At 67.3% G+C, this 18,604-nt stretch carries 18 protein-coding genes; 7 read left to right on the top strand and 11 right to left on the bottom strand.

Annotated elements, in window-relative coordinates:
- Positions 1-3: 3 nt before the first annotated feature.
- From BMY12_RS16445 to BMY12_RS16415, 7 genes are all read right to left on the bottom strand, one after another.
- Positions 4-1,272 (bottom strand): DSD1 family PLP-dependent enzyme, encoded by a 1,269-nt coding sequence (locus tag BMY12_RS16445; RefSeq protein WP_093288735.1) that lies wholly within the window; start codon positions 1,270-1,272, stop codon positions 4-6.
- Positions 1,269-2,651 (bottom strand): D-arabinono-1,4-lactone oxidase, encoded by a 1,383-nt coding sequence (locus tag BMY12_RS16440; RefSeq protein ID WP_093288733.1) that lies wholly within the window; start codon positions 2,649-2,651, stop codon positions 1,269-1,271. Before BMY12_RS16440 ends, BMY12_RS16445 begins: the two co-directional genes overlap by 4 nt.
- Before the next feature lie 10 nt (positions 2,652-2,661).
- Positions 2,662-3,015, bottom strand: a complete 354-nt coding sequence (locus tag BMY12_RS16435; protein ID WP_093288730.1) for a c-type cytochrome — start codon at positions 3,013-3,015, stop codon at positions 2,662-2,664.
- Between the two features lie 24 nt (positions 3,016-3,039).
- On the bottom strand, positions 3,040-3,633 hold the full coding sequence (locus tag BMY12_RS16430) for a TetR/AcrR family transcriptional regulator (RefSeq protein WP_245732583.1): 594 nt from the start codon (positions 3,631-3,633) through the stop codon (positions 3,040-3,042).
- An 88-nt stretch (positions 3,634-3,721) separates the two neighbouring features.
- Positions 3,722-4,495: a C1 family peptidase gene (locus BMY12_RS16425; protein WP_093288728.1), complete on the bottom strand. Its 774-nt coding sequence runs from the start codon at positions 4,493-4,495 to the stop codon at positions 3,722-3,724.
- Between the two features lie 106 nt (positions 4,496-4,601).
- Positions 4,602-5,378, bottom strand: coding sequence for an SDR family oxidoreductase (locus tag BMY12_RS16420; RefSeq protein ID WP_093288725.1), 777 nt, complete (start codon positions 5,376-5,378; stop codon positions 4,602-4,604).
- 33 nt (positions 5,379-5,411) lie between these two features.
- Positions 5,412-6,182, bottom strand: a complete 771-nt coding sequence (locus tag BMY12_RS16415; protein WP_143068984.1) for a hypothetical protein — start codon at positions 6,180-6,182, stop codon at positions 5,412-5,414.
- 265 nt (positions 6,183-6,447) lie between these two features.
- Here BMY12_RS16415 and BMY12_RS16405 point away from each other — a divergent pair, with 265 nt between their 5' ends.
- The 6 genes from BMY12_RS16405 to BMY12_RS16380 all read left to right on the top strand — a co-directional run bounded on the left by BMY12_RS16405 (position 6,448) and on the right by BMY12_RS16380 (position 11,928).
- On the top strand, positions 6,448-7,872 hold the full coding sequence (locus BMY12_RS16405; RefSeq protein WP_093288718.1) for a 3-oxoacyl-ACP reductase: 1,425 nt from the start codon (positions 6,448-6,450) through the stop codon (positions 7,870-7,872).
- Between the two features lie 393 nt (positions 7,873-8,265).
- Positions 8,266-8,868, top strand: coding sequence for a GTP cyclohydrolase II (gene ribA / locus BMY12_RS16400; RefSeq protein WP_093288716.1), 603 nt, complete (start codon positions 8,266-8,268; stop codon positions 8,866-8,868).
- A 2-nt stretch (positions 8,869-8,870) separates the two neighbouring features.
- Complete coding sequence (locus BMY12_RS16395; RefSeq protein ID WP_093288713.1) at positions 8,871-9,908, top strand: quinone-dependent dihydroorotate dehydrogenase; 1,038 nt, start codon at positions 8,871-8,873, stop codon at positions 9,906-9,908.
- Between the two features lie 135 nt (positions 9,909-10,043).
- Positions 10,044-11,156 carry an OmpA family protein gene (locus BMY12_RS16390; protein ID WP_093288711.1) on the top strand — a complete coding sequence of 371 codons (1,113 nt, stop codon included), beginning with the start codon at positions 10,044-10,046 and terminating at the stop codon, positions 11,154-11,156.
- Between the two features lie 112 nt (positions 11,157-11,268).
- Positions 11,269-11,463: a DUF1289 domain-containing protein gene (locus tag BMY12_RS16385; protein ID WP_093288708.1), complete on the top strand. Its 195-nt coding sequence runs from the start codon at positions 11,269-11,271 to the stop codon at positions 11,461-11,463.
- An 18-nt stretch (positions 11,464-11,481) separates the two neighbouring features.
- On the top strand, positions 11,482-11,928 hold the full coding sequence (locus tag BMY12_RS16380) for an acyl-CoA thioesterase (protein WP_093288706.1): 447 nt from the start codon (positions 11,482-11,484) through the stop codon (positions 11,926-11,928).
- 212 nt (positions 11,929-12,140) lie between these two features.
- Here BMY12_RS16380 and purB read toward each other — a convergent pair whose 3' ends face one another.
- A complete protein-coding gene (gene purB, locus BMY12_RS16375) occupies positions 12,141-13,508 on the bottom strand; it encodes an adenylosuccinate lyase (RefSeq protein ID WP_093288704.1) in 1,368 nt (455 codons plus the stop codon).
- A gap of 107 nt (positions 13,509-13,615) precedes the next feature.
- On the opposite strand from purB, the gene BMY12_RS16370 reads away from it, so the two are divergent.
- The gene (locus BMY12_RS16370) at positions 13,616-15,001 is read left to right on the top strand and encodes a class II fumarate hydratase (protein WP_093288702.1); all 1,386 of its coding nucleotides are present in this window, start codon (positions 13,616-13,618) and stop codon (positions 14,999-15,001) included.
- Between the two features lie 29 nt (positions 15,002-15,030).
- On the opposite strand, the gene BMY12_RS16365 is transcribed toward BMY12_RS16370, so the two are convergent.
- From BMY12_RS16365 to BMY12_RS16355, 3 genes are read right to left on the bottom strand one after another with little or no spacing between them, the layout of a single operon-like run.
- Entirely contained in the window at positions 15,031-16,566 is a 1,536-nt protein-coding gene (locus tag BMY12_RS16365; protein WP_177189038.1) for an ArnT family glycosyltransferase, read from the bottom strand.
- Positions 16,559-17,557, bottom strand: coding sequence for a glycosyltransferase family 2 protein (locus BMY12_RS16360; RefSeq protein WP_093288697.1), 999 nt, complete (start codon positions 17,555-17,557; stop codon positions 16,559-16,561). The genes BMY12_RS16365 and BMY12_RS16360 overlap by 8 nt, the downstream gene beginning before the upstream one ends.
- Positions 17,554-18,456, bottom strand: coding sequence for a lysylphosphatidylglycerol synthase domain-containing protein (locus BMY12_RS16355; protein ID WP_177189037.1), 903 nt, complete (start codon positions 18,454-18,456; stop codon positions 17,554-17,556). The genes BMY12_RS16360 and BMY12_RS16355 overlap by 4 nt, the downstream gene beginning before the upstream one ends.
- Positions 18,457-18,604: the final 148 nt, after the last annotated feature.

Below are 18,604 nucleotides of genomic sequence, written 5' to 3'. Positions count from 1 at the left end.
CGATCAGCCGCGGAACACCGGCCAGCGCTCGACGATGCGGCCGCCGCGCAGCGCCAGCAGATCGCCGAACTCCAGAAGCACCTCCTCCGTGACCGTGGGCCGCAGGAACACCTGATCCTCCACGCGCAGGCCGGCGGCCGGCGAGGCGTTGACGATTTCCTGATTGGAGCTGTGTCCGAAGCTGGCATTGAACTGCAGGCCCGCCGGCGCTTCGTACTCGGCCATCCAGTTGCCGCCGTAGATGAAGTAGGTCTGGCGCTGGTTCACATCCCACCAGGAGATGAGGCGCGACTTTTCATCCAGGCCCGGCAGCTCGATGGCGCCGGTGGCCTTGAGCACCGGCGTGGCGATGTATACCGCCGGCATGTGCGCGGCCAGCGTGTCCAGATCGTAGTGCGAGGGCTTGAGCAGGCCGGTGCCGATGGAGACCTCGTTGCTGATCTGCTCCTCGCCATGCAGCTGATAGGTCGGGCTGCCGGCGCTGTTGAGCGTGAGGCTGTCCTGCCACAGCTGCGGGAACTCGCGGCGGACGAGCGCGACGCGCTCCTGGTAGATGGTCAGCGAGCGTGCCAGCAGTGTCTCGCGCGACGCGACGAGGGCCGGGATGGCGACGATATGCGGGTCATAGCCCATGAAGCCGGCAAACTGCAGCTGCTGCGGGTGCGCCGCGATCAGGCTCAGCATCTGCTGCAGGGTCTGCGCATCGCGCACGCCGCCGCGGTGCAGGCCGACGTCGATCTCGATGTTCACCCGCAGCCGCGTGTTCAGACCCTGCGCCAGCTCCAGGTACTGCTGCAGGCGCTGCGGGGTATCGAGCAGCCACTGCAGCTGTCGGGCCGGATCGAAGCCGCCCTTGAGCTGTTCGTAGAACAGCGCCGCCGAGCGCACCGGCAGCGGCTTGCCGAGCAGCAGATCGGCATCGGGAAAATACTGCGCGTCGTGATTGAGAAAGGGCTGGTGGAAGGACATCAGCCGGCGCGTGCCGCAGCGCTGCGCGATGTATTCGATCAGCGGCGCGCTGGGCAGGGACTTCTCGACGATGCGGTAATGCTTGCCGCTTTTCACCATGAAGGCCTTCACCACCTCGATGTTGTGGTCGAGGCGGTCGAGATCGATCAGCAGGCTCGGCCGCATCGGGCCATGCGCCTTGAGCTCGGCATTGAGCTGGCGGAAGTAATCGTTGTAGGGCGCGCCGTGATCGCGCGGCCTGAGTGCCGCCGCGCCACCGGCCAGCAGCGCCGCGCCGCCCAGCAGGAAGCTGCGGCGCTTCACGGGGCGACTCCGAACAGGCTGCGCAGATGCGCATTGAGAAACACGCCGCGCGGGTCGAGTTCGCGGCGCAGTTCGGTGAATTCCTTGAGGCGCGGATACAGCGCGCTGAGCTGACGGAAGTTGAGCGAGTGCAGCTTGCCCCAGTGCGGACGGCCGCCGTGCTTCCAGAAGATGGGCTCCACCGCCGCGAAGTAGTTGTGGTAGTCCATCGTGTAATGCTGATGCACGGAGATCGCGCAGCGTGCGCCGCCCTCGAACATGCTCAGCGGGATGTCCTCGCCCTTCACATAGCGATACTCGATGGGAAACCAGGTGGGCAGATGCTTGTCGCGGATCAGCTTGAGAATCTCGCGCAGGCAGGCCGGGCCGGCTTCGGCCGGCACCGAATATTCCATCTCGTTGAAGCGCACATTGCGGACATTGGCGAAGATCTTGTACGAGTCGTCGACGCGATCCTCGAAGCGGGCGGTGCGCGCGATCAGATTGAGAATCGCGGTGCGCGCCGCCGGCCAGTCGCTGCCGTACTTGTCCAGTTTCTCGATGGCCTTGACGTAATCATTGCCGCCTTCCGAGCCCGGATCCTTGGCGGGTGTGGCGGGGTCTTCGGTTTCGTTGTGCGAGATCGCGGCGGCGTAATCGGAGTTGGTGAGAACCTGCATCTCCCAGTGCTGGTTGTCGCGGACCAGGTTGTGCACATCGTCGAGCAGGTCCTCGGTCCTGGCCACCCACATGTGCTCGCGCAGGCGAAACGCCTTGCGGTTCTGCAGCCGCACGCGGGTGATGATGCCCAGCGCGCCCAGCGCGCAGCGCGCGGCATTGAACAGCTCCGGGCGGTGCTGCGCATCGCAATCGATGATCTCGCCCTGCGCGCTGAGCAGGCGCAGGCCGGCGACCTGTCCGGAATAGGAGCCGTAGCCGATGCCGGTGCCGTGCGTGGCGGTGGAGATCGCGCCGGTCAGGGTCTGGTAATCGATGTCGGCCATGTTGGGCAGCGCCAGCCCCGCCTGCTTCAGCGGCTCGCCCATCTGCGACATCGGTGTGCCGGCGGCGAACTCCGACTGCAGCTGCTCGGGATCGTGGCCGAGCATGCCGCGCAGGAAGGCCAGCGAGACCAGCGTGCCATCGGTGGGCACCAGCGGACTGAAGGAGTGCGAGGAACCCACCGCGCGGATCGGACCGCTGCTGCTGCGGATCAGCTGCGCGAGTTCGTCCTCGCTCTTGGGCGCCAGGCGGGCCAGCGGAATGCAGGACTGCGCGCCCGACCAGTTGCGCCAGGGAATGATGCGCCCGGCCTGCGCCAGTTCGCCGAAGGCACTGCCGCCCAGCAACAGGCCCAGGCGGCCGAACTGCGCGAGCAGCTCACGTCGGGTGATGGTCATGCCATGCTCCTCACTGCAGCTCGCTGCCGGACATGAAGGCGATCAGCGAAGCAAAATCATCCTCGCTGCAGCTCATGCACATGCCCATCGGCGGCATGCCCAGATAGCCGTTGATGGTGTGGTCGAGCAGGCTGTCCTTGCCTTGCGCCAGACGCGGCGCCCAGGCCGCGGCATCGCCCGCCTGCGGCGCGCCGGAGCCCGGCGCGGTGTGGCAGTCCCGGCAGCTGGATTCGTAGAGCGCCGCCAGCGCCGGATCGGCCGGCGAGGCCTTGCTGGCCGCAGCGGGCGGCGGCGCGGAACGGCCGCAGGCTGCAAGCGCGAACAGCAGCGCGACGAGTGGCAGGCGATGGGCTGTGATGTTCATCGTGTGGCCTGGCAAAGGAAATCCTCAGGGCAGCTTGCCGCCTTCGACGGCCAGACTGCGCAGTTGTTTGAGCACCCGGTTGCGCTGGCTCTTGCTGAAGGGGCTGGCATCGAGCAGCTCCATCAGCCACAGGCCTTCGGTGGCCAGATACACCAGCGCCGCGCGTTCGAAAGGCACCTCGCGCGCCAGCTGCTTCAGGCGCGCCGCGTAGAACTCGCGTACCGGGGCCATCAGCTGCGGATTGCCGGTGACCACGCCCAGCAGTGCGCGGCTGACGCGGTCGTTGTCCAGCGGATCGCCGACGCTGGCCTGCAGATAGGCCAGCAGCTCCTGGCCGTGTCCGGCCGGCAGCCTGGCGCGCTGCGCCGCGCGCGCCTGATGCGAGCGCTCGATGGCACGCGTCACCAGCGCCTGCAGCAGCGCGTCCTTGCTGGGGAAGTGGTACATGAGCCCGCCCTTGCTCACCGCCGCGGCCCGGGCCACGGCATCGAGCGTCAGGCGTGCCGCGCCTTGCTCGATCACCACGGTTTCGGCGGCGTCGAGCATCGCATCACGCGCACTGGGACGGCCTCGGGCTTTGCGGGCGGCGGGCATGGCGGCGCGCTGGGATTCTCGCATCGGATGGAGTCCTGACCTTAAAACAGGCGGATGCGAATTACTATGCCGACTGGTCGGTAAATTAAACCTAAGCGGGCGCCGCCGGGCTTCAGCGGCGCACGGTCCAGAAGTCGTCGGACAGGTTGCGGTTTTCCAGATACGCGTAGGGCATCGTGAAATAGCCTTGCTGGCCCCAGTCGCGAGCCCAGGAATTGCGGACCAGGAAGCGCCGCGCCCTGTCGTCGTAGCCCACCGCCATCACCGCATGACCGCCGAGTTGCGCCTCATGGCGTGCCGGCATTTCCAGCACGCCGCTGCGCGCCACGCGGGCCGATTCGAAACTCTCGTAAATGGAAAAGCCGAATACGAAGGGATAGCCCTCGGCCAGACAGTCGCGCATTTCCTCCAGCGTTTCCAGGCGCTGATAGGAACGGATGCAATGCCGGGTGGCCTGACGATAAGTGGGCGGTGGCGGCCGGACCTGGAACTCGCGGATGCGATACGGCCACAGCGCCTCTTCGCAGACGCCCTGTCGCACCAGGGTCTTGATGCCGTTGCGCAGCGAGGCGCCGGCGTCGCGCTCCACGCTGTGTTCGATGACCCGTTCGTTGTAGTAGACGAACAGGCGGCTCAGATTCACCAGGCGCTGGCCCGCACGCAGTTCCAGAAACTCCAGGGCGCTGCTCAGGGCATGCGCGGTGCAGCTGCCCAGGCTGCCTTGATTGTCCACGGGCGGGCAGTGCGCACGCAGATCGACCTGGCGCGGCAGGCGCCGCCGGCGACCGTGCACGGCGGCGTAGGGATGATCGCGATGATCGGGCAGGTCCGGCTGCCAGCCGTACCAGGGCACCCGATGCTGGCTGGCCTTGCGCAAGGCAGGCATGACGAGACTCCTTCGGGGGGAAGAATCGTCATAGCTTGCGCGAGCCGGCGCGCGCGCTGCTGTGAAACGGTGCTAGCTAGTGTGAAACGGATCCAGCGTCACGCCGCTAGATGCCACCGCAGCCGAGCAGGCCGCCATCGACGGCGAGCGTGGTGCCGGTCACATAGCTGGCCGCATCCGAAGCCAGATACAGAATCGCCGGCGCGATTTCCTCGGGCTGCGCGTAGCGGTCCAGTGGAATCTGCTTGAGCACCGAACTCAGGATCTGCTCGTTCTTGACCAGGGCCGAGGCGAACTTGGTGTCGGTGAGGCCCGGCAGCACGGCGTTGACGCGCACCTTCCAGGGTGCGCACTCGCGCGCGAAGGACTGCGTCATGTTGATCACCGCCGCCTTGGTGATCGAATAGATGCCCTGCATGTAGCCGGGCTTCACGCCGTTGACGCTGGCGATGTTGACGATGGCGCCGCCGCCTTGCGTGCGCATCTGCTGCGCGGCCAGCGAGGACAGTTCGAAGTAGCCGCGCAGATTGACCTGCACGGTCTTGTCGACCATGGCCATCGGCGTTTCCGCGACGTGGCCGAAGAAGGGATTGGTGGCCGCGTTGTTGACCAGCACATCGAGCCGGCCCAGCTGGCGCACGGTCTCGGCGACCAGGCGCTGCAAGTCCTCGCTGACGCCGGCATGCGCGGCAATCACCGTGGCCTTGCCCTGGCGGGCGATGATCTCTTCGCGCACTTTTTCCAGGTCCTCGGCCTTGCGCGAACTCAGCACCACGTGCGCGCCCTGCTGCGCGAGCAGATGCGCGGTGGCGGCGCCGATGCCGCGCGAGGCGCCGGTGACGACGGCGACGCGGCCGTCCAGATCAAACAGTGCGGTACGCATGACTTGCGGGCTTCCTCGAAGGCGATGGCTGAATCAGCGGACCTGGATGCTGCCCTGCAAGGCAGTGCCCAGCGTGCGGTTCTGGCGGTCGCTCAGCGCCGCGCCGATCTGCACGCGGTAGACGCCGAGATCGGCGAGCGGAAACACCAGCATGCTGGGATTGACGCTGTTGAGTTCCCAGTGCCCGCTCACCGGCTTGCCCGAGGCGTCGAGCACCTTGATCGTGGTGTTGGCGCTGTCGGCACTGGCGAAGGGCGCATTGCCCATCACCACCAGCGCACGGCGAAACGCCGCGGAGCCGGCATAGATCACGCTGAAGCCGGACGACGAGGCGGTGGACTGCCACCAGGCCTTGCCGCTGTCCTCGGCTTCATGGTTCGGGCTGCTGGCCTTGCCGGTCTTGGTGGCGGCCTCGGCCGGCCTGGCCTTCGGCGCCGGCTTCTTTTCCACCGCCGGCGGCGGTGCCTTGGGCGGCGGTACGACCTTGACCTCCGCGGCGGCTTCGCTGCTGGGCTTCTGGGTGTCGGCGGGTGGCGGCTCGGCCGCGACTTCGGCCGCACCCTGCGCGGCGGCGGGAGCTTCGACGGCAGCCGGCGCGGGCGCTGGCGGCGCGGCTTCGGTGGAAGGGCTGCTGCCCTCGTCACCGCTGGCCGCGGTGGCCGCGAACACCTGCTCGGCGGGCACCAGGCCTTCCATCTTCACCTCGACATGGTGGTAAGGCCTGAGCCATTCCAATGCGAGGTAGAGACCACCGCCGACGACCAGCGCCGCGATAGCCAGTTTCAAGCCTGCGTGCTTGCTCATGCCTTTTCCCTGAAGTGTGATCAACCATTCATCTGTGCCGGCGACAGGGCCGTGCCATATGCGTTATGGACCTTCGCAGCCTGCGATGAAGCGGATGGGTCGCGGCTGCAGGTACTGATGTGAGGGCGGCAATATGAGCAGCACCCCCGCGCGAGTCAATGGCAGCTGCGTCGACAGGCCGTGTTGGCGGAGCGGCGCTATTGCTTGTTGCAGTGCGTCGCGATAATTCGGGCATTCCTTTTGCCCTTTACTTACTGGAGCCGCGATGAGCGACCGCTACCTGGACTTCACGCATTCTTCTTTCGGCAAGAGCCTCGCCGGTCTGCTGGGCCTGCCCTCGCCGCCGCGCCTGAAGCGCGCCAGCGCGGCCTGGGCCGGCAATGTTCTGGAAGATCGTCCGGTGCTGGTCGGCGCGGCCAGCGGTTCGCAGCTGGCGGCGCCCCTGCTCGCGGCGCTGGCCGGGGCCGGCGCGCCGCTGCGCATCGTGCCGGAGCTGCCGGGTCTGGGCGTGATCAAGACCGCCGCGGCCGAGCTCAAGCTCTCGCTGCTGGGCAATCCCGCCGCCGAGTCGGGCGAGGCGCGCAATCATGCGCTGCTGTTCGACGCCAGCGGCCTGAGCTCGCCGGCGCAGCTGCGCGAGCTGTACGACTTCTATCAGCCGCAGCTGCGCGGTATCGCCGGCAACGGCCGCATCCTGGTGGTATCGCGCGCGCCGGAATCGCGTGAGGGCGTGGCCGGCAAGACCGTGTCCACCGCGCTGCGCGGCTTCATCCGCTCGCTGGCCAAGGAAGTGGGCAAGAACGGCAGCACCGCCAACCTGCTGGAAGTGCAGGCCGGCGCCGACGGCGCGCTGGATGCGCCGCTGCGTTTCTTCCTGAGCGAGCATTCCGCCTTCATCAGCGGCCAGGTGCTCACGATCAGTCCGCCGGCCAAGAAGGGCCCGCCGCTGCCCGGCAGCCTGGAAGGCAAGGTGGCGCTGGTCACCGGCGCGGCACGCGGCATCGGCGCGGCCATCGCCGCCACGCTGGCGCGCGAGGGCGCGCGCGTGATCGGCGTGGATCATCCGTCCGCCGAGGGCGGCCTGGGTGAAACCATGGCCAAGCTGGGCGGCGTGGGCCTGGCGCTGGACGTCACGGCGGCGGATGCCGCCGAGCGCATCGTCACCGAGGTCAGCGGCAACTACGGCGGACTGGACGTGATCGTGCACAACGCCGGCGTCACCCGCGACAAGATGCTGCGCAACATGCCGCCGCATTTCTGGGATCTGGTGCTGAACATCAACCTCAATGCCATCCTGCAGATCAACGAGGGCCTGCTGAAGAACAAGGGGCTGCGTGAAGGCGCGCGCGCGGTGTGCATCTCCTCCATCGGCGGCATCGGCGGCAACGCCGGCCAGACCAATTACGGCGCCACCAAGGCCGGCGTGATCGGTTATGTGGAAGCCATGGCGCAGACCTTTGCCGGACAGGGCGGCGCGATCAATGCGGTGGCGCCGGGCTTCATCGAAACCGCGATGACTGCTGCCATGCCCCTGGGCCCGCGCGAGATCGGCCGTCGCATCAACTCGCTGTCGCAGGGCGGTCTGCCGCAGGACATCGCCGAGGCGGTGGCGTTCTTCGCCTCGCCGGCGGCCGATGGCGTCAACGGCCGTACCCTGCGCGTCTGCGGCCAGAACTTCTTCGGCCAGTAAGACCGGCAGGGACGGCGCCCGGCGAAAGTCGGTTATGCTTGCGCCCCCCAAGAACTTATCCGTGGATTACGCACGCTAGCGTTGCTGCCGAAAATCGCGCCGGGCAAGGCGCGAAACGCAGGCCTTGGCCCAAAAGCGATTGAAGGGGCCAAGGCCAAGTTTCGCAACGCCGCGCGGCGCGATTTTCGGCGCAACCCTTCGGGACGGGGCCGTTTTGCCGCAGGGCGGCGTTGGCAGCCGCTGGCTTGGAATCACCAAGCGGCGCGTCTGCCGCCTTGCCCTGCGGCAAAACGACCTCCGTCGCAAGCGCGCGCAATTCACGGATAAGTTTCAAGGCTGCGGTCCACGAGGGCCGCAGCCTTTTTGAGTTCATGCCGCTGCCGTGAGATCGCTTTGAAGGGCCCGAAACACAAGCTGGAACGCATCGCCGAGTCGCGGCTGCCGACGCCGTTCGCCGAATTCCGCATCGCCATCTACCGCTCCGCCGATGGCAAGGAGCATGTGGTGGTGGCGCTGGGCGAGCTGTCCGGCGAGCCGCCGCTGATCCGCATCCATTCGGAATGCCTGACCGGCGATGCCCTGTTTTCCCTGCGCTGCGACTGCGGTGCGCAGCTGCAGTCGGCGCTCAAGCGCATCGCCGAAGAGGGTCGCGGCGCGGTGCTGTACCTGCGTCAGGAAGGTCGCGGCATCGGCCTGGGCAACAAGATCCGCGCCTATGAGCTGCAGGATCGCGGCGCCGATACCGTGGAAGCCAATCACCAGCTGGGCTTTCCCGACGATGCGCGCGAATACAGCCTGGCCGTGGAACTGCTGCGCGAGCTGGGCCTGTGCCGCATCCGCCTGATGACCAACAATCCACGCAAGCTCGACGCGCTGGTGCGCGATGGCGTGGAGATCGTGGCGCGCGTGGCCATCGAAAGCGGCCGCAATCCCTACAACGAGAAATATCTCGACGCCAAGGCGGCCAAGCTCGGCCATCTGCTCGGGTCCGAATAAGCATGTACGCCGCCGCCCGCAGCCTGTTGTTCCGGCTCGATGCCGAGCACGCGCATGAGCTGACCCTGGATCTGTTCCGGCGCCTGCCGCGTCTGGCCACGCTGCCTTTCGCGCACGGCCATGTGCAGGATCCGGTGGAGCTGCTGGGGCTGCGCTTCGCCAATCGCGTGGGCCTGGCTGCCGGCCTGGACAAGAACGGCGAGTGCCTGGCGGCCTGGAGCCGGCTGGGTTTCGGTTTCGTGGAGATCGGCACGGTGACGCCGCGTCCGCAGCCCGGCAATCCCAGACCGCGCATGTTCCGCCTGCCGCGCGAACAGGCGCTGATCAACCGCCTGGGCTTCAACAACAAGGGCGTGGACTATCTGCTGCAGCGCGTGGCGGAAAACGCGCAGAACCCGCAGGGCTTTCGCGGCGTGCTGGGCATCAACATCGGCAAGAACTTCGACACACCCATCGAGCGCGCCGCCGAGGACTACCTGATCTGCCTGCGCAAGGTCTATCGCGCCGCCAGCTATGTGACGGTGAACATTTCCTCGCCCAACACCAAGAACCTGCGCGAGCTGCAGGGCGAGGCGCAGCTGCGCGAGCTGCTGCAGCTGATCAAGCACGAGGCCGTGGGCCTGGCGCGCGAGCACGGCAAGCGCACGCCGATCCTGGTCAAGATCGCGCCCGATGTCAGCGAGGAACAGCTCGACGCCATCGCGCGTGTGGTGCGTGAATCGGGCATCGACGGCCTGATCGCCACCAACACCACCATCAGCCGGCCGCTGCCGGCCGACGAGCCGCTGGCGGCGGAAACCGGCGGCCTGTCCGGCGCGCCGCTGCGGCCCCTGGCCCAGGCCACCCTGCAGGGCCTGCGCCAGCGCCTCGGACCGGATTTTCCGCTGATCGGCGTCGGCGGCATCGACGCTGCGCAGGCGGCGCGTGAACGCGCGGCGGCCGGCGCGCAGCTGATTCAGGTCTACACGGGTTTCATCTATCGCGGCCCGATGCTGGTGCGCGAGTGTGCCGAGGCACTCAAACAGCAGGCATTGGGCTGATTTCGCGCTTGCCGCTGTCACAAATGATTCGCTAGAGTGGCCTGACTGAACCGGGTCTGTGGTCAAAACAAGCAATCGTGTCACCAAAAGCGCCGCAACCCGAGGCGCGCAAAAATCTGACGAGAGGGTTAGGCAATGCGCTTAATGCAGGTGTGCGCGGCTGTGGCCGTGTTGTGGGCGGGCAGTGCGGCGGCGATCGGTCCCGACAGTTACGACGACATTCCGTACTTCGGTGCGTCCTACCTCTACGAGCTGCCGGACTCCGACCGCGATTCCGACAACGGACAGGGCTTCCAGCTGCACTTCGGACTGCCGCTGCAGGAACAGGGCCTGCCGCGCCTGACGCCGGAACTGACCGTGCACAGTCTGGCGCGCAAGCGCGATGTCGACGGCAAGAAGGACTATCAGACCGCCGTCAATCTCGATCTGATCTACGACCTGGGCAGCCTGGGTGAGGGCTACAAGTTCAAGCCTTATCTGGTGGGCGGCCTGGGTGTGGTGCAGAACGATGTGCGCGGCAACAAGCACGAACGCCTGGGTGTGGACTTCGGCGCCGGCCTGATGCTGCCGCTGGCGCCGTGGCTCGACTGGCACGGTCTGGCGGCGCGGGTGGAAGCGCGCGCCCTGGTCTCGATCAACGACGACAGCACCGAAAACGCCTATCCCATCGACTACCGCGTCACCGCGGGCCTGCAGCTGCCGCTGTTCTTCCTGTTCCCCGAGCATCACCCGGTGGTGCCGGCGGCGCCGGAGTGCGAGCTGGCGGTGGTGGACCCGGACACCGGCCGCGCCGACTGCAGCGCCGATTCTGATCACGACAGCGTGCCGGATTCGGCCGACCAGTGCCCGGGCACCGTGCAGGGCATGGCGGTGGACAGCCGCGGCTGCCCCTCGGCGCCCGCGGCTGCGGAGGCGCCGCTGCTGAGCGTGCAGTTCCAGGAGAACAGCTCGCAGCTCGATGCCGAAGCCACCAAGCGCCTGGACAGCGTCGCCTCCACCTTGCAGGCGCAGGCCAATCTGTCGCTGCAGATCATCGGCAACGCCGACAGCCAGGGCGACAAGAGCTACAACCTGATGCTCTCGCAGGAGCGCGCCGACGCCGTGCGCCAGTATCTGATCGGCAAGGGCATCGACGGCAGCCGCCTGGTCACCAGCGGGCGCGGCGAGTTCTATCCGGTGGCCTCCAATGCCTCGCCGGAAGGTCGCGCCGAGAACCGCCGCGTGGAGTTCAAGCTGATCGTGCCGTAAGGCCCGGGCAGGCTCATGAAGACGCAGCCAGCTTCGGGTGGCTGCGTTTTTTTATTGCCGCGATTGCGCTGCGGGACTGGCAAGCCGGCCGCCGCTTGCCTATCGTGTCGCCATGAATGGTGAAGCGCATGGGCAGCCGCAGGGCACGCCCTCTCCTTGTATCGGTGTCTGTCAGCTGGGACCTGAGCAGTTCTGCCTGGGCTGTGGGCGCAGCCTGGAGGAGATTGCGGGCTGGCTCAAGGCCAGCGAGCAGGACAAGCGCGTGATCTGTGCTCACGCCGCGCAACGCCTGCAGGGTTCAGCTTAAGCAGAACAGGGGAGATCGATGCGCAGTCAGCTGCCGCAGCGCGAGGACTTCGCGCATTTTCATCGTCTGGAAACCCGCTGGTCGGATCTGGACATGCTGGGCCATGTGAACAATGCCCGCTATTTCAGCTTCGACGAGTCGGCGCGCCTGGATTACTTCGCGCCGCTGGCCTCGGCGCCGGATTTCTGGAAGAAGGAAGGCTTCATCCTGGCCCGCATCGGCTGTGACTTCCTGCAGCAGCTGCATCATCCGGCCGTGGTCGAGGTGGGTTTTCGCATCACGCGCATCGGCCGCAGCAGCATGGACACCGAGGGCGCGATGTTTGTCGGCGACAAGCTGATTGCGGTGACGCGCGGGGTGCTGGTGTGGTTCGACTACGCCAGCAACCGTGCCGCGCCGGTGCCGCCGCACGCGCGCAGCTTCATCCGCGGCAAGGAGAAGCTGGCGCCGGAAGAGACGGCTTAGCGCCGCGCGTCAAAGCGTGAAGCCGCACGCCAAAGGACAAGACGGCAAGAAGCAGCAGTCGCCAGGAGCCAGCCTGTCATTCCCGCGCAAGCGGGAATCCAAAGACCGCTGATGGCGTCTTGCCCGCCTGCCTGCCGGATGCCCGCTTGCGCGGGCATGACAGTCCTTGTTTGGCCTGCGCCTCTGCGCGATGCCGTTGCTGCGAAGAACCCTCAGCAGTCGCGCGCCTGGCTCGCAGCGTTGCCGGTGTAGCTGGCCGGCGTCATCTGCAGCAGGCGCTGCTTCTCGGCTTCCGGCAGGGCCAGGCCCGAGACGAATTCGCGGATCGCTTCGCGGCCCACTTTCTGGCCGCGCGTGAGGCGCTTGAGCTGCTCGTAGGGTTCGGGCAGGCCGTAGCGGCGCATCACGGTCTGGATCGCTTCGCCCAGCACTTCCCAGTTCTGATCCAGATCCTGGCCCAGGCGCCAGGCGTCGGCTTCCAGCTTGCCGATGCCCTTGAGCGCGGCCTGGTAGGCGATCAGCGCATGCGCCGCGCCCACGCCCAGATTGCGCAGCACCGTGGAGTCGGTGAGATCGCGCTGCCAGCGCGAGATCGGCAGCTTCTCGGCGAGGTGCTGCAGGATCGCGTTGGCAATGCCCAGATTGCCTTCGGCGTTTTCAAAGTCGATGGGATTGACCTTGTGCGGCATGGTGGAGCTGCCCACTTCGCCGGCCACCGGACGCTGCTTGAAGTAGCCCACCGAGATGTAGGCCCAGATGTCGCGGCAGAAGTCGATGAGGATGGTGTTGAAGCGGCTGAGCACATGGAAGTACTCGGCGATGTAATCGTGCGGCTCGATCTGCGTGGTGGCCGGGCTCTGCGTGATGCCCAGGCCGTCGAGGAACTGCCGGGCCACGGCCGGCCAGTCGATGTCCGGATACGCGGCGTAGTGCGCGTTCCAGTTGCCGACCGCGCCATTCATCTTGCCCAGGATCGCCACCTGGGCGAACTGCTCGCGCTGGCGGCGCAGGCGCTGCACGAACACCGCCATCTCCTTGCCCAGGGTGGTGGGCGAGGCCGGCTGGCCGTGGGTGCGGGCCAGCATCGGCTGCTCGGCATAGGCATGCGCCAGCTGGGTGATGGCGTGAATCACCTTGTCCAGCATCGGCAGCAGCACCTTCTCGCGCGCATCCTTGAGCATCAGGGCGTGCGAGAGATTGTTGACGTCTTCCGAGGTGCAGGCGAAGTGGAAGAACTCGCGGATGGCGGCCAGCTCGCCGCTCGCGCCGATCTTTTCCTTGAGGTAGTACTCCACGGCCTTGACGTCGTGGTTGGTGGTGTCCTCGATGGCCTTCACGCGCTGCGCTTCATCGATGGTGAAGTTCGTCACCAGCTTGTCGAGCTTGCTGTAGGACTCCGGCGAGAGGCTGGCCACCTCGCTGATCTGCGGATGCGCGGCCAGGGTCTCCAGCCAGCGGATCTCGGCCAGCACGCGGTAACGCATCAGGCCGTACTCGCTGAAGATGCCGCGCAGCTGCACGGTCTTTTCGGCGTAGCGGCCGTCGATGGGGGAGATGGCGGAAAGCGAGGTCAGATTCATGGGCCTGGGGTTCAAAAGGGAGCCGGATCAGTTCAGCGCCCGGGGTAGGGGTGCTAGGCTGGCCGGGTATTTTATCCGAGGCGGCCGTCCGATACGGCCGAAGGCGCATGACAGCGGAAACGCAGGTCTACCGCATCGAGCAGGACAGTTTCGGGGAAATGAGCGTGCCGGCCGAGGCGCTCTGGGGCGCACAGACCCAGCGTGCCGTCGACAACTTCCCGGTTTCCGGCCTGCGCATGCCGCCCGGTTTCATCCGCGCCCTGGGGCTGATCAAGGCCGGCGCCGCCGAGGTCAATGGCGCGCTGGGCCTGCTGCCCAAGAGCGTGGCGCTGGCCATCGCCCGTGCCGCGCAGGAAGTGGCCGACGGCGCCCATGACGCGCAGTTTCCCGTGGACGTGTTCCAGACCGGCTCCGGCACCTCCAGCAACATGAACGCCAACGAGGTGATCGCGCGCCTGGCCAGCCAGCGCCTGCGCCGCAGCGTGCACGCCAACGACCAGGTCAATTTCGGGCAAAGCTCCAATGACGTGATTCCCACCGCGATTCACGTCGCGGCGGCGCTGGCCCTGCAGCAATCGCTCAAGCCCGCGCTCAAGCGCCTGCAGCAGACCATCGAGGCGCGCGCCCGCGAGTTCAAGGGCGTGACCAAGACCGGCCGCACGCATCTGATGGACGCCATGCCGCTGCGCCTGGATCAGGAGCTGTCCGGCTGGGCGCAGCAGATCCGCCATGCGCTCGCGCGCCTGGACGCGGTGCAGCCGCGCCTGCTGCAGCTGGCCCTGGGCGGCACCGCCGTGGGCACCGGCGTCAATGCCGATCCGCGCTTCGGTCCTCGCGTGGCAGCCGCACTGGCGCGGCGCAGCGGCCTGCGCTTTCGCGTGGCCGACAATTATTTCGAAGCGCTCTCTGCGCAGGACACCGCCGCGGAGCTGTCCGGCCAGCTCAAGGTGCTGGCCTGCGCGCTGATGAAGATCGGCAATGATCTGCGCTGGATGAACTCCGGGCCGCTGGCGGGCCTGGGCGAGATCGAACTGCCGGCACTGCAGCCGGGCTCCTCGATCATGCCGGGCAAGGTCAATCCGGTGATTCCGGAAGCGGTCTGCATGGTCTGCGCGAAAATCATCGGCAACGATGCGGCGATCACGGTGGCGGCGCAGTCCGGCAACTTCCAGCTCAATGTCATGCTGCCGCTGATTGCGCACGAGCTGCTGCAGAGCATCGAACTCGCGGCCAGCGCCGCGCAGCTGCTGGCGGAGCGCGCCATCGCCGGATTGCGCGTGCGCCGCGAGCATCTGCGCGAGGCGCTGTCACGCAACCCGATTCTGATCACCGCGCTCAATGCCCGCATCGGCTACGAGAAGGGCGCCGAGATCGCCAAGCAGGCGTATCGGGAAAACCGGCCGATTCTGGAGGTGGCGGTGGAGGCCACGGGGCTGCCCAGAGCGGAACTGGCGCGGCTGCTGGACCCGAAGCGGCTGACGCAGCCGGGTTGAGCGGGTTTCACAGAGGGGGCTTTCCCCCGCTAGGACAGCCGCAGCAGCAGCGCCACGCCGCCCTGGCTGTATACCGGGCTCAGCTGCGCCTGCGGCAGTTCCTCGCGCAGCCCCGCGAGCTTGTCGATGCGCACGAACACCAGCTGTCCCACTTCCGGCAGGCCTTGCGGCGTGGGCGCGCCGCGATAGACGCTGAAGGTGGGCAGATAGGTGCGATACATCACCGCCGGCAGATTCAGCTCACGGGCCTTGAGCGCGGCCTCGCGCGTCGGTTCCTGATAGGCCTGCGCGAAGCGCGGCACGGCGATGCCCCAGAGCAGCACCGCCTGCACGCAGCCGGCCAGCAGCAGCGCCAGGCGCCAGCGCCTGGGCGCGATCCAGATCGCATACAGCAGCGCCGCCACGGCGAGCGAGGCCAGCACCACGTAGAGATGATCGAACTGCTGCGCCGCCAGCTCGAGCACGCCACGCTCATAGGCGCGCTTGCTGCCGGCGGCGAGGCGCGGCAGCAGCCAGGGCAGGCTCAGGAGTGCGCCCGCCAGGATCAGCCCGGGCAGCAGCGCCGCACGGCGCCATTTCACCTGCGCGTGATGCCGGCCCATCAGCACGAACAGCGGCGTGCAGCCGTACAGCAGGTAATGCGGCAGCTGCGTGGAGGAGCCGGAGAAGATCAGCAGCACCAGCAGGAACCAGAACAGGCAGTAGCGATCCAGCGCATCCCCGCCGATGGCGCTGCGCGCCAGCGACACGCGCAGCAGTCCGGTGTAGGGCAGCAGGATCAGCGGCAGCACCGCGAGGTAGTACCACCAGTGCCCGCCGTGGCTCTGCAGGGTTTTCTCGTAGCGGCCGATGTTGTGGTCGAGCAGGAAGTGCCGCAGGAACTCGCCCTGATCGTACTGATACGAGGCATACAGCCACGGCCCCACCACCACGATCAGCAGCAGCCAGCCCAGCGGATTGAACACCGCACGCAGCCAGTCGCCGAAACGGCCATGCGTGACAAAGAGCAGGAAAGAGGCGGCGCCCGGAATCACCGCTGCCACCGGGCCCTTGCACAGCAGGCCCAGGGCAATGGCCAGATACACGCGCAGCAGCACGCTGCGGCGCGGCTGCTCGAACCAGCGATAGATATCCAGGCCCGCCCAGGCGATGCAGAAATTGAGGATGGCATCGGCGGTGGCGGCGTGGCCGATCACGCTGCTCATCAGGCCGAAGCCCAGCGCGGCGCTGGCGATCAGGGCCTGACGCGGCTGGGTCTCGCGCTCCTTGACGAAGCCGTAGAGCAGCAGCAGCCACAGGCTCGCGGCGATCAGCGAGGGCAGGCGGAAGGCAAACTCATGCGCGCCGAAAGCCTTCACCGCGCCGGCCTGCAGCCAGTACGAGAGCATGGGCTTGTCGTAGCGCGGCTCGCCGTTGAGCGTGGTGGTGACGTAGTTGCCGCTGTCGATCATCTCCAGCGTGGCCTGGCTGAAAGCGCCTTCGTCCAGATCGAACAGCGGCGCGCTCCAGCCGTTGAAGGCGAAGCCCAGCAGGATGATCAGCGGCAACCACCAGCGCTCAGACATGGGGCTGCTTCCAGGACGGCGCGCTCGAGGCCAGCTCTGCCGGCGGCAGTTCGCGCGGCGCATACAGCACGCGCGAGACCATCTCGGCCAGAATGCCGGTGGTGATGAACTGGCCTGCAAACATCAGCAGCATCACGCTGATCAGCAGCAGCGGACGCGAGCCGATGGACTCGCCCAGTGCGAACTTCACGAAGGCCAGATACGTCATGCCCAGGCCGCCGAAGAAACCCAGGGCCAGGCCGATGGAGCCGAAGAAATGCCCGGGCCGCGCACGGAAGCGCAGGAAGAAGAACACCGTGAGCAGATCCAGAATCACGCGGAAGGTGCGCGAGATGCCGTACTTGGACACGCCATGGATGCGGGCGTGGTGCGCCACCGGAATCTCGGCGATGCGCTTGGGCGAGGTGACGGTGGCCACCCAGACCGGAATCAGGCGGTGCATCTCGCCGTACAGGCGCACGCGGCGGATCACGCTGGTGCGCATCAGCTTCAGGCTGCAGCCGTAGTCGTGCAGGTTCACGCCGGTGACGCGCGCGATCAGGCGGTTGGCGATCATCGAGGGCAGCTTGCGCGACAGCCAGGCGTCCTGACGCTTGGCGCGCTGGCCGCAGAGCAGGTCCAGCTTGCGCTCCAGCAGGATGTCCACCATGCGCGGAATGTCCACGGGGTCGTTCTGCAGATCGCCGTCGAGCGTGCAGATCAGCTCGCCGCGGGCGTGGTCGATGCCGGCCTGCATGGCGGCGGTCTGGCCGCTGTTGCGGGCCAGGCCGATGTAGTTCACATGCGCGCCGTACTGCGCCACCGCCTGCTCGATGCGCTCGGCGGTGGCATCGCTGCTGCCGTCGTCCACCAGCAGCAGCTCCCAGTTGCCCTCATACGCGGCCAGGCCTTCGTGCACGCGCGCCACCAGGGGCTGGATGTTGTCCTCCTCGTTGTAGACGGGGATGACGATGGACAGATTCGGTTTGCCCGCACTCTGGTTCTGGCTCATGGCTGTTTTTGAAGTTTGTGCAGTTCAGGAAGAGAGATCAGCGCGCAGCCCAGGGCGGTGCCCAGCAGCAGCAGATGCAGGGTGACCGCGCCGGCCAGGGACTGGTTCCAGTTGCTGAGCACGGACAGGCCCAGCATCACGCCGGCCTCGAAGGTGCCGGCTCCGGCCGGCGCGTGGAAGGGCAGCAGGGTGCTGGCATCGCCGCCGATGGCACCGAGCATGGCAGCCGCGTAAGGCAGGCCGGTGAGCACCTGCAGCACGGCGGTGAAGGCGGCGAGCTTGGCGATCCAGGCGGCCCAGGTCAGCGCCAGCTCGCGCAGCAGCACGCCCAGGCGCTCGGGCACCGAGGCGGCGATCACGTGCAGCCTGGGGATCTGCAGCAGCCGGCCACGCAGCAGGAACAGGCCGAAGGGCAGCAGGGCCAGGCCGGCACCGCCCAGCAGCGCCAGGGTGGCCAGCTGCTTGGGCAGCAGGTCCATCAGCGCAATCAGGGTCAGCGCCGCCACGCAGTGCAGGTCCAGCACCCGCAGCCAGACCAGCACGCTGCCACCCAGGGTCCAGCTGGTGCCGAAGCGCCGCCGCAGCAGCCAGGGCAGGCTCAGCTCGCCCAGGCGCGCGGGCATCAGGATGTTGGCGGCATTGTGCAGCCAGAGCAGGCGCAGGCTGGTGCCCCAATGGCCGCGCGGAATCTCCTCGCAGCTGCCGTAGAGGCGCAGCGCGCGCAGCGCATAACTGGCCAGCATCAGCAGCAGAAAGCCGGCCAGCAGCAGGGGCGAGAGCTGCAGCGCCGCCGCCAGCAGCTTGGGCCAGCCACAGAGCCATTGCACCAGCGCGATGTACGCCAGCGCCACCAGCAGCAGGATCAGGCTCTGGCGCAGGGCAGGGGTAAGGGCTTGCATAAGCGGCGGATTATAGACGCTCATGCTTGCGGCGAAGCCCTGCGGGACAGCGCGCGGCTCCTGCTGCGCCGCGCCGGCAGCGGCGAGGTCAAGGCGCAGGCGCGAGATCGTGCTGCGGCGCTGAGCCTTCAACTCCCTCTCCCTCATC

The sequence above is a fragment of the Solimonas aquatica genome, assembly GCF_900111015.1.
GTDB lineage: Bacteria > Pseudomonadota > Gammaproteobacteria > Nevskiales > Nevskiaceae > Solimonas > Solimonas aquatica.
Note: the sequence above shows the minus strand (reverse complement) of the source record. Positions and strands in the feature narration are given on the sequence as shown.

Bases quoted from the DNA above. Each gene is read 5' to 3' on its own strand.
- BMY12_RS16440 (WP_093288733.1), bottom strand. From the start codon at position 2,651: ATGACCATCACCCGACGTGAGCTGCTCGCGCAGTTCGGCCGCCTGGGC.
- BMY12_RS16435 (WP_093288730.1), bottom strand. From the start codon at position 3,015: ATGAACATCACAGCCCATCGCCTGCCACTCGTCGCGCTGCTGTTCGCG.
- BMY12_RS16430 (WP_245732583.1), bottom strand. From the start codon at position 3,633: ATGCGAGAATCCCAGCGCGCCGCCATGCCCGCCGCCCGCAAAGCCCGA.
- BMY12_RS16425 (WP_093288728.1), bottom strand. From the start codon at position 4,495: ATGCCTGCCTTGCGCAAGGCCAGCCAGCATCGGGTGCCCTGGTACGGC.
- BMY12_RS16420 (WP_093288725.1), bottom strand. From the start codon at position 5,378: ATGCGTACCGCACTGTTTGATCTGGACGGCCGCGTCGCCGTCGTCACC.
- BMY12_RS16415 (WP_143068984.1), bottom strand. From the start codon at position 6,182: ATGAGCAAGCACGCAGGCTTGAAACTGGCTATCGCGGCGCTGGTCGTC.
- BMY12_RS16405 (WP_093288718.1), top strand. From the start codon at position 6,448: ATGAGCGACCGCTACCTGGACTTCACGCATTCTTCTTTCGGCAAGAGC.
- BMY12_RS16395 (WP_093288713.1), top strand. From the start codon at position 8,871: ATGTACGCCGCCGCCCGCAGCCTGTTGTTCCGGCTCGATGCCGAGCAC.
- BMY12_RS16390 (WP_093288711.1), top strand. From the start codon at position 10,044: ATGCGCTTAATGCAGGTGTGCGCGGCTGTGGCCGTGTTGTGGGCGGGC.
- BMY12_RS16385 (WP_093288708.1), top strand. From the start codon at position 11,269: ATGAATGGTGAAGCGCATGGGCAGCCGCAGGGCACGCCCTCTCCTTGT.
- BMY12_RS16380 (WP_093288706.1), top strand. From the start codon at position 11,482: ATGCGCAGTCAGCTGCCGCAGCGCGAGGACTTCGCGCATTTTCATCGT.
- purB (WP_093288704.1), bottom strand. From the start codon at position 13,508: ATGAATCTGACCTCGCTTTCCGCCATCTCCCCCATCGACGGCCGCTAC.
- BMY12_RS16370 (WP_093288702.1), top strand. From the start codon at position 13,616: ATGACAGCGGAAACGCAGGTCTACCGCATCGAGCAGGACAGTTTCGGG.
- BMY12_RS16365 (WP_177189038.1), bottom strand. From the start codon at position 16,566: ATGTCTGAGCGCTGGTGGTTGCCGCTGATCATCCTGCTGGGCTTCGCC.
- BMY12_RS16360 (WP_093288697.1), bottom strand. From the start codon at position 17,557: ATGAGCCAGAACCAGAGTGCGGGCAAACCGAATCTGTCCATCGTCATC.
- BMY12_RS16355 (WP_177189037.1), bottom strand. From the start codon at position 18,456: ATGCAAGCCCTTACCCCTGCCCTGCGCCAGAGCCTGATCCTGCTGCTG.